Genomic DNA, 14,878 nt, shown 5'->3' with positions numbered 1-14,878 from the left:
AACTTGCAGCACTGGGATGCGCCCAATGAAGCAGGAAGGGCGATCGCCCCGCCTCTCCCCTCCCATCTCAAGCTGCATCGCCGGCCTTGATTACCCAGACGTTCTTGATACACTGGAGTCAGTAATCGTGCCCACCCAGTGCCTCTAGCGTTTGCTGTACTGTGCAGATGCTCATAGCTCTGGTTTCCCTATTCGTTCTTCCTTCTTCGTTCTTCTAGCGCTTGCCCTACTGTGCAGATGCTCATGGCTCTCCCTCTAATGACCGCTTCACTAGCAGACCCCCTGTTCACCAAGCTTCTATTTACCCAACTGTTCTCCCTCTTCCTGGCGATCCCAATCGATGGGCTGTTGTCTACTCAGGGCGTGATGGTGATGCTGCTGGTTGCCTACGCCGGAGCCATGTGGATGTTCCTTTCCAGCGCCCCCAAGGTCTACACCATCATGGTGTCGGATCTGGAGCTAGCGCGGCGCTTCTATGAAGAGGTGCTGGATTTGCCCGCCGCCGATGTGCCGCTGCATTATTACTACAACTACGAGCAGACCATTGGCGGGGCTGGGTTAGACCCGCTCTATCTATCGGGCACCACAGGCTATTCCACCAGCCCCTCGCTCAGCAGTCCCGACGGACTGTGGTATCAACTCCGCAAAAAGACCCAACTTCATGTGATTACGGGTGCAAGCCTGGGCGAAAAGAACCGCCAGCGCCATGTCTGCTTTGATCACGACTGTCTGGAGCAAATGCTGTTGCGAATTCAGAGCCGGGGCGCACAGTACAAAATTCGCAGCGATAAACCGCTGAACTTTTTGGTGAAAGACTGGGACGGTTGGATTTTTGAGATGTCTGAAGTGGCAAATTAGCAAGTCCGCCAACTGGGTATACACGCTATGACTCCTCCCGATCGTGCTGGAAATACATTAAACGCCGCGCGGCGTATTCGCCTGTCAGAAACGCCCAAGTCCTTTCGGGATTTCGTAGGCGGCAAGGATCTGGATTTCTACCGATTTCGAGTGCTGCGAGCCAGCCAGTTTTTGCTGAATCTGTCGGAGCTAACGGCAAATGCAGATGTGGCCCTGCTGGATGACCAGGGCAAAACCTTACTCCAGTCGGCTCGAAAGGGGAAGCGCCCAGAAGTGATCCGTGACACCCTGACGGCAGGCACTTACTTTATTCGCGTTGTGCCCAATCAGGCAAACCAGCGGACAAATTACAAGCTTACGCTGTCGGCTGCGCCGCTAAAGACCAGCGACTTCAAAATTGAAATCGACTATCGCTTTGACACGAGGGGTTGGTTTACCCCGCTGCGGCGAGCCGTGCTAGAGGCAGCGGCAGAGGTCTGGTCTACGATTATCCGGAGTGAGTTTCCTGACGTGCCCACGGGGAAACGCACGCCGAACGTCCGAAATCCGGCTACGGGGGGAACCGTGCGAACCTTTGTGACCGATCGCCCGATTGATGATTTGACCATTTTTGTCGGGGCGCGGCAACTAGGCGGCACAACCCTGGCGCTGTCGGGGCCGTCGGGCTACTTCGTGGGCGAGAGTCGGTACGAGGGCAACACGTTCCAGCCGTGGATTGGCTCGATGGCGTTTAACCTTACCACGGACTGGTATTTTGACCGCACGCTCGACAGCACCAGCGATATTCCTAGAAATCAGCAGGATTTTTTCTCGACCGCGCTGCATGAAATTGCCCATGTCCTGGGGTTTGGCACCAGTCGCGCCTTCAGTCGACTCATGACCAGCAGCGGCTTTGGTGGGTCGAATACGAGAGCGCAGAACGGCGGCAATGCCCTGCCGTTGGACAGTTCTGAGCATATTCGCAATGACTACACCTTTGGCGGCGTGGGGGAACCCTTAATGACCCCGTTTGCCCAGCGAGGCCAGCGTAAGCGGGCAACGGTTTTGGATATCGCGGTGCTGAATGATTTGGGCCATACGGTGTCCTATGGCAATGCCAGCGTGAACCCCCTCAGCACGCAGGCAGCCCAGTTTGCGAGACAGGCAACGCGGCGCAGGGGCGCACCCGTGAATGGGGCGCTGGGTCAACGGCTCCTATCCTATGGGCGCTGTGGCTGTAGCGGCTGTTTGGTGGATGCGGGTGCGGCCAGGGGACTGGCATAGCGGCATGTTGTCTGCTGGAGCAAGTCTGGTAGGATTGGTCTTTTCTCAGTCCTTGTAGGTCTGAGAGATGGCGATCGCCCTTCGAGCTTGTTCGGCTACACGTATGGATCATCGACCAGATCAATCTGGAACCGGCCTCTTAAAATTCACCTCTTGTATGGCTGATAACACGCTGCCTGTCATGGCAGAGATTGCGGCCTATGCAGAACGAAAACTCGAACTGCCGACCGAGTTTATTGACCACATTCCCTGGCAACAGCGGGAGGAGCGCTTTGACCAGGGCGAAATTCAGGTCTGCTGGATTTGCGGTGTGCCCTATGTGCAAAAGGCTGATCAGCCAAATCCGCAGATTGAACTGTTGGCTGCGCCTGTGATGCGGGGCGATCGCTACCAAAATCGTCCGATTTATTTTTCAGACGTGGTGGTGCGGCGCGATCGCCCATTTCAGCAGTTTACGGATCTGCGCGGCGCACGCTGGGCCTACAACGAACCGCGATCGCACTCTGGCTATATCCTGACGCGCTACCACCTAGCCATGCTAGAAGAGCGCAGCGGCTTTTTTGGCAGCGTGGTCGAGTCGGGCGCACACCAGAATTCGCTCCAGCAGATCTTGAGCGGTGAAGTGGATGCGTCGGCGATCGACAGCACGGTGCTAGAACACGCGCTGCGCGAAGATTCATCTTTGCAACGCCAGATTCGCGTGATTGACACGCTTGGCCCCAGCCCTAGTCCGCCTTGGCTAGTGTCTACTACAGTTCCTGCTGCGCTCCGCACCCGCCTCCGCAGCCTGCTGGTGCAAATGGCCGACGATCCAGAAGGAGAAGAGATTTTAGCAAGGGGCGGCCTGGCCCGATTTGTGTTGGTGGGCGATCGCGACTATGACCCCATTCGCCACATGCAGCAGATCGCCGCCGCCGTCTCGCTGTCTGGTTCAGAGGCTTGACCGCTGCTAAGTCCCGGTGCGATGCCGCAGGTCGCCCATATACGTGCGATCGCCCAACACCTCCAGCATCGGCCCGTGGTCGCCAAACTTCACAATGCTGACCGACCCAGCGTAAGCATTGAGGCGATCTCGATAGCGCCCCAAATCAATGCCCAGCAGTGTGCAGAGCAAAATCCGAATCGTTGCCTTGTGCGACACCAGCAGCACGGTGCCCGTGGGGTATTTTTCCTCGATCTCGGCCACCACCAGTGAAGCGCGGCTGGCAATTTCCACTGCCGTTTCGCCGCCCGTTGGTGGGTTCCAGGCGGGTTCAGTCATCCAGCGGATGTAATCTTCGAGATAGTGTTCCTTGACGAATTCTGGCGACTGGTCTTCCCATTTGCCATAGCGAATTTCCTTTAGCCCGTCGCGTAGCTGCATCTCTAGCCCCACCGCCTGACACAGCGGCGTAGCCGTCGCAATCGTGCGCTTCATCGGGCTGACGTAGACCGCATCCCAGGGCACACTAGAATAGGCCGCCGCAAAGGCCGCTGCCATTTGATGTCCTTCGGGCGTTAGCTCAGCATCGATCTCGCCGCAGTATCGGCCGGTCTGGCTATAGGGCGTTTCCCCATGCCGCAGGAAGTAAAGCGTGAGTCCCATTACTGCTGCGTCTGCCGCTGCTGCGAAATTCGATATTCTGCCAAATTCCACTCAGCCCGCTGTTCTTCTTCTGTTTCGTGGTGGATCTGATAAATTTCGCTGTCCAGCCCAAGCGCACTCGACATTGCTTTGGAATGCACCACGCGGTCTGCAATCGAGAGCGCGTCATTCAGCACACCAAACAGCGCCATTTCTTGGTCAATTTTTTCCAGGTCTTGCAAAATTGCCTGTTCCTTCTCCCCAGTTGCCGCATCGAGCTGGCTCAGGCACTGGCTGCGCTTCACCTTACAGCGAGAGTAGGAGTTTTTGAAATACTCGTGCAGCTTGGTAACGACGGAAGCAACCGATTGATTTTCGTCCAGAAAGCTGAGTTTGTCGGTATTCATTAGGGCTTATCTTAAGGCGAAACGATTTTTTAGATCCTAAGGCTTATCCTCAAATCGGCAAGGGAGTTACGGGGTTTCTTTAGATCCAGCCGGGCGATCGCCCTTCAAAGTAGCCGCAGACTAAACAGCCGCAGACTAAACAGCCGCAGACTAGGCAGCCGCAAACTAGGACAACCCCCCTCAACCCGGCGGCCAGGCCAAAGCGCGACCGCCCAGCAAATGCAGATGCAGGTGATCGACTGTTTGCCCGCCATCGGTTTTGGTGTTGATCACAACACGATAGCCGTTTTCTAGGCCCACTTGATCTGCAACCCGCTTCACTGTCATCAGCAAATGCCCCAGAATGCGATGATCTTCGGGGATTGCGTCGGCCAGGCAGGGAATTGGCTTTTTGGGCACAACGAGAATGTGGACAGGAGCCTGGGGGTTAATGTCTTTGAAGGCGATCGCCAGATCATCCTCGTACACAATGTCCGCAGGAATTTCGCGGCGAATAATTTTGAGAAACAGAGTATCTGCTGGCTCGGTCATGGGATCACGCTTGAGATATTGAAAGATAGGTGAAATATAGGTCTGAATAGAATTCTCTAGCGACTGCGCTCAGCGTTTCACATTCAGCGGACTGGTGAAATTCTACGAGTTTCCTAGCAACTTGGCGCAACAGATTTGCCCAACCAGCCCAAACGCTCAGCGCCAACGCGACAGCCAGGTAACCCAGAGAGCCAAAAAAAGATGGCGATCGAGCAAAACCTCACATCGCCATCTCTGGAAAAATTTAGAAAAACTTAGAACAAGCTCAGACTAGATGCCTGCGACAGAGCCTTGCAACAGATCTAGCGGAACATGCTGCTCACTGAGCTATCTTCATGAATACGCCAAATCGTTTCGCCGATGATGTTCGCCACCGACAGCACCGTGAGTTGCTTAAAGCGGTGATCTTCGGGCACAGGGATGCTGTTCGTAACGATCACCTCTTCAAACAACCCACTGGAGAGGCGCTCAGTGGCAGGCGGCGAGAAGACGGCGTGGGTCGCGCAGGCGTAGACCTGGCGTGCGCCCTGTTCCCGCAAAATCTTCGCCCCTTCGCAAATCGTGCCAGCGGTGTCGATCATGTCGTCTACCAGCACAGCCGTTTTGCCGGCCACGTCGCCAATCACGTTCATCACCTCGGCCACGTTGTGGGCCTGGCGGCGCTTGTCGATGATGGCCAGCGGAGCGTCATCTAGCTTTTTGGCGAAGGCGCGGGCGCGGGCCACACCGCCTACGTCGGGCGACACTACCACAATGTCCGACAGTTGCTTGTTGGCGATGTACTCAATCAACACGGGCGAACCGTAGACATGATCAAACGGAATGTCGAAATAGCCTTGAATCTGGGCCGAGTGCAAATCCATCGCCAATACTCGATCTGCGCCTGCCTGAGTAATCAGGTTGGCCACAAGCTTGGCTGTAATCGATTCGCGGCCGGCAGTTTTCCGGTCTGCGCGAGCGTAGCCGTAGTAGGGAATCACCGCCGTAATCTGGCGGGCGGACGCCCGATGGCAGGCGTCAATCATAATCAACAGTTCCATCAGGTGGTCGTTCACTGGGCAGCAGGTGGGCTGCATTAGGTAAACGTCGCACCCGCGAATGGACTCTTGAATTTGGACGTATAGCTCACCATCTGCGAACCGCTTGCGAACCATCGGCCCCAAGTCCATGCCAAGATAGCGGGCCACCTCTTGGGAGAGGGGGACATTGGCAGAACCCGAAAACAGCCTGAGGCGGCTGTTGTCGGCAATTTGAGGCAGAGGAGGCTGAAGAGACAAAGCTGCCGAGCGGATCACAACAGTTCCTCGGGAAATAGTCACCGCAATCTTATCATTCCAATTTGACAACAGCCGCTCAGATTTCCAGGGAAATTAATAAATACTGGAAAATGTAAAACTGCCAAATATAGCCTTAAAAAAAGAAACGGTCGGAGTGAAAAAGTAGAGAAAATACTGAAACTCGGAGGCACCCGGATGTCTCCGAAACGACAGGTTTCCGAAACGACCCGTACACTCTAAGCTAATCGAAACAAAACCCAGTGAGGCTTTAACCGAGCAAAAACTATGAAAAGCAAATACGCGAAGCAAAAAGTGCGAAAACTGAGGCAATGCACCTAAAAGATGGCGATCGCCTACAGTCTCTCATGATAGCAATTGAATTCGGTCAGTGTGTAAGCTCTCGGTGTATCTCGTCAACGTAAACGCTCGTCAACCGCTTCAAACTACGGAGAGCCTACAGGTCGCCGCCGCGAAAAGCCAGCAGAAATATCACCACTGGCCCGGCAATCATGATCATGCCTACCAGAGTCAACTGAACAATGGCTTCCCAGTTAACATTGCCAACCAGATTGCTAATCAGATCCATTGCGCCCTCACATGCCGCGAAATTTAGGTTAGGTTTAGTTAAGTCAAATGTCTTCGCCCATTTTACCTGTGTGGGGAACCCGATTCTCAGAAAGTTAACAAAAATCCGGTGGTTGTCTGGAACCGTCTGGCAATGGGGAGTTCTGACGTGGGGTGAGGAGATGGAGCAGGTTCGGCTAAACGCTTCTTCTTTCAGGATTTTCAGAAATTGCTCCGCCCGAATTGGTTTGGCAGAGCCGTGTGGCGGTCGCCCCGCGAAGCTACATCAGAATAATTAAAAAACGTTACAAAACTTTCCCCTGAGTTTTGGGTCTGGGTTTTCCGTCGATGGGGCTGTCTGCGCTGATAGAGCGATGCGGCGCATATCTAGGTATTTCTGGGCACTTTGGAAGGGGCGATCGCACTTGGGAGTTGAGAGGCTATGGCAACCTGGCGTTGCGTGAAACAGTGTGGGGCTTGTTGTCACCTTGACCCAGCAGAGCGTCCTGATCTGGAAGAATACCTGTCGCCGCCGGAACTGGCGGAATACCTGAGCCTGGTCGGCCCCGACGGCTGGTGCATTCACTTTGAGCCAGACTCGCGGGAATGCACTATTTACGAGAAGCGCCCCCGCTTTTGCCGAGTAGAGCCAGCCGTGTTCCAGGATTTGTTTGGCATTGAGCCAGAGGAGCTAAATGATTTTGCGATCGACTGTTGTCGCCAGCAGATTGAGGGTGTGTATGGCGATCGCAGTCTAGAGATGCTGCGCTTTGACCGAGAAGTGGGCATATAAGAACTATGAGGCTAGGCATTAAACGGTTTGGAATTCGGCGGCTGGGGGCAACCCTGGTAAACCGACTGGAGACGCGCTGGGTCGCGCCGTCCTATGGTGGCTGGGTCGCCCTTGGGCTGGCTCTATTTTTCTTTGGCGCAGCGACGAATACGATGGCGGGCTGGCTCTATGCTACCAGCGGGCTGATGGGGGCGCTGCTGGTGCTGGGGGCGCTGCTGCCGGGGCGATCGCTGCGGGCGCTGGCGGTTCGCCGAATGCCGATTGAACCCGTCAGTGCAGGCGATGCTTTGAACTTAGAACTGGCCGTTGAAAACACTGGACGACAGGCAAAAACGCTGTTGCAGGTGTGCGATTGCCCGCCGCCAGAACTGGGCCCAGCAGAAACGACCGTCATCGAGTCGCTAGCGCCCGGCCAGACCTATCGCTGGGTCTACAGCCGCACCGCAGATCGACGGGGCGTGTATTGCTGGGATGGGGTGGATTTACGGACTGCCACACCGCTGGGCTTGTTTTGGGGACGGCGATCGCACTTAGTCAATGCCTCGGCCGTGGTCTACCCGACCGTATTGCCCCTCAGCCAGTGCCCCCTGATCGACGAAATGGGGCAAGACCCCAGCCACACCACCGAAAGCCAGCGCCGCGCCCAGATGGCGACCGAAGGCGTGACGCGGACATTGCGTCCCTACCGCTGGGGTGACCCGACTCGGCTGATTCACTGGCGCACCAGCGCCCGCTACGGCGAATTGCGGCTACGAGAACTGGAGCGCTTCACAGGTGGACAGGAAGTTGTAATTGTGCTGAACAGTGCCGCTCTCTGGCAGCCCGACGCTTTTGAACAGGCCGTGATCGCGGCCGCCTCGCTCTATGCCTATGCGCTGCGCCAGAGCATGACTGTCAGCCTGTGGACTGCCGGAACGGGGAGCCTGCGGGGCGATCGCCTCGTGCTAGAAGCCCTTGCCGCCGTGCAGCCCGGTGAACCCTCCCCCAATCACCCGCCTACGCAATCTCCCTGCATCTGGCTCACGCCCTCTCTTCAGCACTGCAACAGCCTGCCGCCCCAAAGCCGCTGGCTCCTCTGGCAAGATGCAGACTCCAGCGGAAGCCACCCAGACGAATCGATCACCGGCCGAATCATCCAGCCAGACAAGCCGCTACTCCCCCAGCTTCAGCAATAGACCATCAGCACCTCGTGCAACCCAAAATCGCCAATCCAAAATCCAAAATCAGCCTCACTTCTCCTGCGCGGTCCACGCTGGATGTGCCATCAGCGAGGCCATCGTGCGTACGCCCCGAAGCTGATTGGACAGGGGCAGATGACCACGGGGAGCCGTCAAACTCCAGGTAAAGCCGCCCGGATAGCGTGTCCAGTTATTCCCTGACTTCCAACCAATCAGTGGCCAGAGCCGATCCCAGTTTTTGCCCACGCTAAGCCACAGATCGCGCTGCACCGAAAAGCCAAACTTGCCTTCGGAATAGACGAGCCAGAGCGTGTTGATGGTCTGCAAATCCTCGATGGGAAAGTCATCGACTTCGGTGAAATAAATCCAGCGGCGCTGCACGGCGGCCGGCCCCGCCAGTTCGCACAGTTTCTCTAGCGTCAGGCGATCGGCCGCCTGAAAGTCTTGCTGAACTAGCAGCGTTTGCAGCGGGGAATAGTCTACGCCGCGCTGCGATCGCCCAGGCACTAGCCCCTGAGGAAACTGGGTCTGCAAAAACTCCTGCGCTTTGGGAGATTCAGCAGCGGCCAAAACCTGCACGGCCTTGCCTTCCAGCGGCCCGGGTTTGCTGCCCTGGCGGTCTTGCAGCACCCGCATCAGCACCGTCAGCCCGGATTCGCCCTGGGCGGCAATGTCTTGGAGCAACTGCAACTGGGTCTTCTCGTTTTCAGACTGGAGGCGGGCGAGGAAATCGGGAATGAAGTTGGACGCGCCAGGCTTGGACGAAGCGGTGAGATCCAGCGGAGATTGTGACAGATTGGCTTGCACGTTATCCATGATTTGCAGCAGCACCGAGCAAAAGCGCGAGTTTTACGCGATTTCTCATTTTAACCTTTACAGGACTTACGCACTTGCCATCAGCTCTCTGGATTTTGGGCAATTTCTCGCGGACTGCGCCCATGAGAAATTGCCCAACTGCGTAAGTCCTACTTTAATCTCCACCTCTACTCTTTGCTGGCTGCGCCTGCCAGAATGCGCTGAATGATCGCCGTGGTGGAACTGGGCACTTCTACTTGAATCAGCTCGATTCGCCCGCCGTAGGCCTGGACTGTGGGCGCTTCCGGCAGCGTTGCGACCGTGTAATCGCCGCCCTTAACGTAGATATCGGGCTGGAGGGCCGATATCAAGGCGATCGCCGTGGGTTCCTCAAACACCACCACGCCATCCACGGGTTTCAGCGCTGCCAACACCTCGGCCCGCTGGGCTGTGGGCACGATGGGACGCGGCGGCTGTCCGGGTTTGGCAGGCTTAATGCGCTGCACCGAGGCATCGCTATTTAGCCCCACGACGAGCGATCGCCCCTGGTTTGCCGCCGCCTGCAAGTAGCGCACATGCCCCGCGTGAATCAGGTCAAAGCAGCCATTGGTAAACACCAGCGGTCGCCATTGGTCAGGATTTTGGGCGATCGCCTGCTGCAATTCAGTCAGGGTGTAGACGGGCATAGTCAGAGGTTTGGGAGTCAGGAGTTTAGGGAAAAGCGGCTCTCCAAAATTATCGCCCCCTTATTGCTCATTGCTTGACCTCCTCATTCCCTGGATTCACACAGGACTTACGCACTTGCGATAAGCTCTTTGGGGTTTGAACGATTTCTCACGGGTGCGAGCCGCGAGAAATCGTCCAACTGCTTAAGTCTTATCACACTCTGCCAATCGGCCTTGTTCCAGCACAGGCAGACTGTGACGATAGTCTTGCAGCAGGTCACACCCCAGGTTCAGCAAATGTTCCAGGTCATCCATCTGGGTCAGCGTCCACAGCAAAATCGTGTGGTCGTTGCTGGCGGTGGCGAGGGTCTGCCCATCGGGACTATAGACGGCAGCATTGACCCCGTCGCGGTGGCCGCGCAGCGTGCTGATGAGCCTGCCCTCCAGCGTCCAGAGTTTGATCGTGCCGTCGTAGCTGGCGGTCGTCAGGGTTTGCCCATTGGGGCTAAAGCCGACATGCAGCACGCCATCGCTGTGCCCTTCCAGCGTGACCAACAGCGTGCCGTCGGGTGTCCAGAGCTTGACCGTGTTGTCGTAGCTGGCGGTGGCGATCGCCCGTCCATCGGGGCTAAAGCTGGCGTGATACACCTTGCCGCTGTGGCCGCGCAGCGTGCGGAGTTTGCGACCCTCTGCCGTCCACAGCATGGCCACCTTATCGGTGCCGGCTGTAGCGAGCATCTGCCCGTCGCGGCTATAGTCTACGCTGAGAACGCTGCCGCGATGCCCCTGGAGCGTGTTCACGAGGCGGCCGTCGCGCTGCCAGAGGCGCACCAGGCCATCGTCGCTGGCGGAGGCAATCTGGTCGCGGCTGGGTGAAAAGGCAACTTCGTTCACGGTGGCGGTGTGGCCAGTCAGGGTTTGCAACAAGTCGCCGTTTCGGTTCCAGAGCTTTACCGTGCGATCGGCGCTGGCCGAAGCCAGGGTTTGATTATCGGCGCTGAAGGCCACGCCGCGCACGGCGGCGGTATGGCCGGCCAGGGTCTTTTGCAACTGGCCGTTTCGGTTCCACAGGCGCACCGTGCGATCGCCACTGGCGGAGGCAATCAGGTCGCCATCGGGAGAAAAGTCCACATCATACACCCGGTCGGTGTGGTCATACAGTTGGTTCAGCAGCGTGTGATTCACGCGCCATAGCCGCAGCGTGCGATCGCCACTGCCAGAAATCAGCGTCTTGCCATCGCGGCTGAAGCGGAGGCTATGAACTTGGGAGGTGTGGCCGCCCAGCGTAGACAGCAGCGTACCGTCCAATCGCCAGAGCTTGATCGTCTTGTCGGCGCTCGCAGTGGCCAGCAAATCGTCTGTTGGGCTAAATACCAGGCTATAGATTGGCGAGGAATGCCCCTGGAAGGTGTGGATGGGCGTGCCGTCCAGCCGCCACAGCCGTACCTGCCCATCCAGCCCGCTGGCGGCCAGGATTTGCCCGTTGGGACTAAAGGCTAGACTGGTCACCGCCAAATCGCCGCTGGGAATTGTCTTCCAGCGGGTTCCATCCGTCTGCCAGAGGCGGATCATTCCGTCGGCGCTGCCCGTTGCCAGGATTTTTCCATCGGGGCTATGGGCGACGATGCGGACGGGTGTGTTCTGGCTGGGCAGTGTGCCCAATCGCCGACCCGCTTCATCCCACAAGCTCACCGTGCCGTCTTCGCTGGCGGCGGCGATCGCCCCTCCATTGGGCGCGGCGCTCAGCGCATTGACCGCCTGACCGTGGGCAAACTGGCGAATTCCTGTGCCGTTGGGCTTGCGAAACCAAAGGCTACCGTCGTCATGGGCGCTGACAATTCGTTCGTGAGGCAGCACGACAACGCTGAGCGCCTGGGAGGTGTCGCCTGCCAGCGTTTGCACAGGCGTTCCATCCATCTGCCACAGGCGGACCGTGCCGTCGGCGCTGGCAGAGGCGAGCCGTTGCTCATCGGGGCTGAGGGCGGCCTGCCACACGGCTCCGGCGTGTCCCCGCAGTTGGTTGCGCTCGTGCACCCAGTAAATCGCCTGCTGCAACGAAGACAACACGCGCGATCGCACGTCTGGATTCTGCGCCTGTTCTCTCCGCTTTAGGGTGTTCAGCGTAAACCCTGCCTCTACGGCCTTCACCAGCGCTTCAAAGGTTTGCCCCGAGCCATACAGCGCCCCCGAAGCCTCCGTTAGCGCCGTCAGTCGCTCCCGTTCCGCAAGGCTGCGGCTACTTTCCGCCGAGCGATACAGGCTGAAGGACACGATCCCAAGGGCGATCGCCATTGCTCCTGCCGCGGTGATCGTCTGGGTCAGCAATCGCTGCTGCCGGAGGATCTGCTTTTGCTCTGCCAGTTCCTCCTGCTGATGATCCATCTCTTCGTTGTACGAAGCCCAGATGTATTCCTTCTGCACTTGCAGCGCTTGGGGGGACTTGCGATCGCTCTCTGCTAGCCAGTGCCGGGCCTCCTGAATTTCGCTGCCCCGCAGCAGCAGGCTGCGATCCTTGCCGCGTGCGTTCCATTCCGTTGCCCGCACCAGCAGCCGCGTGTGGGTTCGCACATAAGACAAATCGGCATCCAGCGCCGACACCAGGTTGCGAAACCCAACTTCAAAGCTGTCTGTATCTCGCAAAAAAATCCAGTTGATTTTGCCCAGTTCAGGATGCACCAGCGCCGGGTCAACGTCTTTGCAAACCACAGGCAGCAGCCGCTTCTGATGTTGCAGGGCATGTTCTAGCTCGCGGCCACACACCTCCGAAGCCGCCGACTCTGGGCTGAGGACAAAGATCATGGTGTCGGCGACCTCAATGCCCAGCTTAATTTCTTCCCACCAGTCCGCTCCCGACGGAATGCTGTCCCAATCAACCCAGACCTCGCGCCCTCGTTTTTGGAGCGCCTGCACCAGCGTTTGCACAAAGGGCTTGTTGCGACGGGAATAGGACACAAAGACATTTGCCGTTTCGCTGGACACATCCAGGATTTTCCAGATGTCCCTGGGCATCCGGCGGTTGGATTTGTGTGCCAGTTTCACCTCATAGGCGATCGCCCCCTCCTGCTCCACCTGGCGAACAATGCGCTTTTCCAATAGCGGCAGCAAAAACGCCTGCATCTCAGCTTCGGTCTGCTGAAAGTGAGCAGCCGTTTCGCTCAGAGACACAACATTATGGCGCAGCAGCCACCGCACCACCGACTGCTGTTCGTCAGGCAGCAGCAGCACATCCGCCATGCGAATGCCCGTGATGTTGTCAGGAAGAGAGGGCGCAGAGAACGCAGCAGCAGACCCGGATGCCAAATCGCTCATGGTAGATGCAACTTAAAGAAGCGGTGGGGGAAACCGTTTGGGAAAACCGTAGGGAAGCGATGGGCAACCCCAGAATGGTTCTATCCTACCGGGCAGTTTGGGAGATCGAGCGAGTTGTTGGCATTTTTTATATTTGCATGGAAAAACAAGCTACTCCATCAGTACGGGTTGAGACGGCACGGGTTGAGACGGCACGGGTTGAGACGGCACGGGTTGAGACGGCACGAGTTGAGACGGCACGAGTTGAGATCGAGCTAGAACATCGAGCTAGAACAGGGATGTTCCGCTGCTGCCATCGGGGCGCGATATCCTGAGAAATGGAGTTTGCGGGGAATGCTCGATGCAGATCTATCTGGACTACAGCGCCACCACGCCCACCCGCCCAGAGGCGATCGCCCGCTGGCACGCCGTTTTGACTCAGCAGTGGGGCAATCCCTCCAGCCTGCATCAGTGGGGTCAGCGGGCCACCGAAGCCCTGGAACTGGCCCGCGCCCAGGTCGCTGCCCTGATCAATGCACCACCTGACAGCATTGTGTTTACCTCCGGCGGCACCGAGTCGGATAACCTGGCCCTCTACGGCATCGCACGTCAATATTCCGCGCCCCAGCATTTGATCGTGTCCAGCGTTGAGCATTCGGCCGTCACGGAACCAGCCCGCCAGTTGGAGCGCCAGGGCTGGCAGGTGACGCGGCTTCCGGTCAACCGCCAGGGGCGGGTCGATCCGGCCGACTTGCAGGCAGCCCTGCGACCCAACACGGTACTGGTTTCCATCATTTACGGACAGAGTGAAATCGGGACGCTCCAGCCGATCGAAGTGCTAGGACAGATCGCCCGCGATCACGGCGCACGGTTTCATACCGACGCGGTGCAGGTGGCGGGGCGGCTGCCGCTAGATGTGCAGCGGTTGCCTGTAGATCTGCTCTCGCTGTCCAGCCACAAGCTCTACGGGCCGCAGGGTGTGGGGGCTTTGTATGTCCGGCCCGGCGTGGCGCTGGCTCCGCTTTTGGGCGGCGGCGGACAAGAGCAGGGACTACGGTCGGGAACTCAGGCTGTGGGCGCGATCGCCGGATTTGGCATGGCCGCAGAACTGGCTGCCCGCGAGCTACCCAGCGAAACGCCCCGGCTGATCTCCCTGCGCGATCGCCTGTTTGACCAGTTGGCCGACGTGCCGGAGCTTATCCCTACGGGCGATCGCCTGCATCGACTGCCCCACCACGTCAGCTTTTGCCTGCGCCACGCCGACGGACAAGCCCTGACGGGTCGAACCCTGGTGCGCCAGATGAACCTAGCTGGTATTGGCATCAGCGCTGGCTCTGCCTGCAACAGCGGCAAGCTCCAGCCCAGCCCTGTGCTGCGGGCGATGGGACTGGGCGATCGCCAGGCCACAGGCGGCATTCGGCTTACTTTGGGACGCTACACGACCACTTCCGATATCGACTGGACGGCGATCGCCCTCCGGCAAATCCTGGATCGTCTGGCGGCCGGACAAGGCTTGCAGCAGTCTGTGGTGTGAGCCTCTTATGGTGTGAGTCTCTTAAACGCCCAGTTCTGCTCTAGCGCAAAGTGCTGTAGGTTCTGCGGGGTAGGCTTTCCCTGATCCCACCTGTAGGGGGATTTGAGTCGAAGATCTGGTTTTGTAATTCAGGATACAGATTTACTTTCTCTTCATTGGTG

14 protein-coding genes are annotated in these 14,878 nt (G+C 57.9%); 6 read left to right on the top strand and 8 right to left on the bottom strand.

What is annotated here, in order from left to right; genetic code table 11:
- Window positions 1-243 precede the first annotated feature (243 nt).
- The 3 genes from IGS51_RS14585 (at window position 244) to IGS51_RS14575 (ending at window position 3,064) form a co-directional block, all read left to right on the top strand.
- Entirely contained in the window at window positions 244-858 is a 615-nt protein-coding gene (locus IGS51_RS14585) for a glyoxalase-like domain protein (RefSeq protein WP_367279344.1), read from the top strand.
- A gap of 27 nt (window positions 859-885) precedes the next feature.
- Entirely contained in the window at window positions 886-2,121 is a 1,236-nt protein-coding gene (locus tag IGS51_RS14580) for a hypothetical protein (protein ID WP_297079259.1), read from the top strand.
- A 157-nt stretch (window positions 2,122-2,278) separates the two neighbouring features.
- Window positions 2,279-3,064 carry a PhnD/SsuA/transferrin family substrate-binding protein gene (locus tag IGS51_RS14575; protein WP_297079258.1) on the top strand — a complete coding sequence of 262 codons (786 nt, stop codon included), beginning with the start codon at window positions 2,279-2,281 and terminating at the stop codon, window positions 3,062-3,064.
- A gap of 6 nt (window positions 3,065-3,070) precedes the next feature.
- Here IGS51_RS14575 and IGS51_RS14570 read toward each other — a convergent pair whose 3' ends face one another.
- From IGS51_RS14570 to IGS51_RS14550, 5 genes are all read right to left on the bottom strand, one after another.
- On the bottom strand, window positions 3,071-3,706 hold the full coding sequence (locus tag IGS51_RS14570; RefSeq protein WP_297079256.1) for a histidine phosphatase family protein: 636 nt from the start codon (window positions 3,704-3,706) through the stop codon (window positions 3,071-3,073).
- On the bottom strand, window positions 3,706-4,092 hold the full coding sequence (locus tag IGS51_RS14565; RefSeq protein ID WP_297079254.1) for a hypothetical protein: 387 nt from the start codon (window positions 4,090-4,092) through the stop codon (window positions 3,706-3,708). The genes IGS51_RS14570 and IGS51_RS14565 overlap by 1 nt, the downstream gene beginning before the upstream one ends.
- A gap of 180 nt (window positions 4,093-4,272) precedes the next feature.
- Entirely contained in the window at window positions 4,273-4,623 is a 351-nt protein-coding gene (locus tag IGS51_RS14560; protein ID WP_297079252.1) for a histidine triad nucleotide-binding protein, read from the bottom strand.
- A gap of 302 nt (window positions 4,624-4,925) precedes the next feature.
- The gene (locus IGS51_RS14555; RefSeq protein ID WP_367279343.1) at window positions 4,926-5,942 is read right to left on the bottom strand and encodes a ribose-phosphate pyrophosphokinase; all 1,017 of its coding nucleotides are present in this window, start codon (window positions 5,940-5,942) and stop codon (window positions 4,926-4,928) included.
- A gap of 412 nt (window positions 5,943-6,354) precedes the next feature.
- Window positions 6,355-6,486, bottom strand: a complete 132-nt coding sequence (locus tag IGS51_RS14550; RefSeq protein ID WP_068508718.1) for a photosystem II reaction center protein Ycf12 — start codon at window positions 6,484-6,486, stop codon at window positions 6,355-6,357.
- A gap of 420 nt (window positions 6,487-6,906) precedes the next feature.
- On the opposite strand from IGS51_RS14550, the gene IGS51_RS14545 reads away from it, so the two are divergent.
- Window positions 6,907-7,257: a YkgJ family cysteine cluster protein gene (locus IGS51_RS14545; RefSeq protein ID WP_297079250.1), complete on the top strand. Its 351-nt coding sequence runs from the start codon at window positions 6,907-6,909 to the stop codon at window positions 7,255-7,257.
- A gap of 5 nt (window positions 7,258-7,262) precedes the next feature.
- On the top strand, window positions 7,263-8,432 hold the full coding sequence (locus IGS51_RS14540) for a DUF58 domain-containing protein (RefSeq protein WP_297079248.1): 1,170 nt from the start codon (window positions 7,263-7,265) through the stop codon (window positions 8,430-8,432).
- Window positions 8,433-8,486: 54 nt separating this feature from the next.
- On the opposite strand, the gene IGS51_RS14535 is transcribed toward IGS51_RS14540, so the two are convergent.
- The 3 genes from IGS51_RS14535 to IGS51_RS14525 form a co-directional block, all read right to left on the bottom strand.
- Window positions 8,487-9,251, bottom strand: a complete 765-nt coding sequence (locus tag IGS51_RS14535) for a GUN4 domain-containing protein (protein WP_297079246.1) — start codon at window positions 9,249-9,251, stop codon at window positions 8,487-8,489.
- A 167-nt stretch (window positions 9,252-9,418) separates the two neighbouring features.
- Entirely contained in the window at window positions 9,419-9,916 is a 498-nt protein-coding gene (gene rfaE2 / locus IGS51_RS14530; protein ID WP_297079244.1) for a D-glycero-beta-D-manno-heptose 1-phosphate adenylyltransferase, read from the bottom strand.
- A gap of 183 nt (window positions 9,917-10,099) precedes the next feature.
- Window positions 10,100-13,204, bottom strand: a complete 3,105-nt coding sequence (locus IGS51_RS14525) for a TIR domain-containing protein (protein ID WP_297079242.1) — start codon at window positions 13,202-13,204, stop codon at window positions 10,100-10,102.
- Between the two features lie 340 nt (window positions 13,205-13,544).
- On the opposite strand from IGS51_RS14525, the gene IGS51_RS14520 reads away from it, so the two are divergent.
- Window positions 13,545-14,717: a cysteine desulfurase family protein gene (locus IGS51_RS14520; protein ID WP_297079241.1), complete on the top strand. Its 1,173-nt coding sequence runs from the start codon at window positions 13,545-13,547 to the stop codon at window positions 14,715-14,717.
- Window positions 14,718-14,878: the final 161 nt, after the last annotated feature.

The organism is Thermoleptolyngbya sp. M55_K2018_002 (assembly GCF_015295965.1).
Lineage (GTDB): Bacteria > Cyanobacteriota > Cyanobacteriia > Elainellales > Elainellaceae > Thermoleptolyngbya > Thermoleptolyngbya sichuanensis.
The sequence above is the reverse complement of the archived record's forward strand: the minus strand, read 5'-3'. Positions and strand labels throughout refer to the sequence as shown.

What these genes read in the sequence shown, in the direction of transcription:
- rfaE2 (WP_297079244.1), bottom strand. Translation starts at nt 9,916, where the DNA reads ATGCCCGTCTACACCCTGACTGAATTGCAGCAGGCGATCGCCCAAAAT.
- IGS51_RS14585 (WP_367279344.1), top strand. Translation starts at nt 244, where the DNA reads ATGGCTCTCCCTCTAATGACCGCTTCACTAGCAGACCCCCTGTTCACC.
- IGS51_RS14580 (WP_297079259.1), top strand. Translation starts at nt 886, where the DNA reads ATGACTCCTCCCGATCGTGCTGGAAATACATTAAACGCCGCGCGGCGT.
- IGS51_RS14565 (WP_297079254.1), bottom strand. Translation starts at nt 4,092, where the DNA reads ATGAATACCGACAAACTCAGCTTTCTGGACGAAAATCAATCGGTTGCT.
- IGS51_RS14570 (WP_297079256.1), bottom strand. Translation starts at nt 3,706, where the DNA reads ATGGGACTCACGCTTTACTTCCTGCGGCATGGGGAAACGCCCTATAGC.
- IGS51_RS14525 (WP_297079242.1), bottom strand. Translation starts at nt 13,204, where the DNA reads ATGAGCGATTTGGCATCCGGGTCTGCTGCTGCGTTCTCTGCGCCCTCT.
- IGS51_RS14520 (WP_297079241.1), top strand. Translation starts at nt 13,545, where the DNA reads ATGCAGATCTATCTGGACTACAGCGCCACCACGCCCACCCGCCCAGAG.
- IGS51_RS14575 (WP_297079258.1), top strand. Translation starts at nt 2,279, where the DNA reads ATGGCTGATAACACGCTGCCTGTCATGGCAGAGATTGCGGCCTATGCA.
- IGS51_RS14545 (WP_297079250.1), top strand. Translation starts at nt 6,907, where the DNA reads ATGGCAACCTGGCGTTGCGTGAAACAGTGTGGGGCTTGTTGTCACCTT.
- IGS51_RS14560 (WP_297079252.1), bottom strand. Translation starts at nt 4,623, where the DNA reads ATGACCGAGCCAGCAGATACTCTGTTTCTCAAAATTATTCGCCGCGAA.
- IGS51_RS14540 (WP_297079248.1), top strand. Translation starts at nt 7,263, where the DNA reads ATGAGGCTAGGCATTAAACGGTTTGGAATTCGGCGGCTGGGGGCAACC.
- IGS51_RS14550 (WP_068508718.1), bottom strand. Translation starts at nt 6,486, where the DNA reads ATGGATCTGATTAGCAATCTGGTTGGCAATGTTAACTGGGAAGCCATT.
- IGS51_RS14535 (WP_297079246.1), bottom strand. Translation starts at nt 9,251, where the DNA reads ATGGATAACGTGCAAGCCAATCTGTCACAATCTCCGCTGGATCTCACC.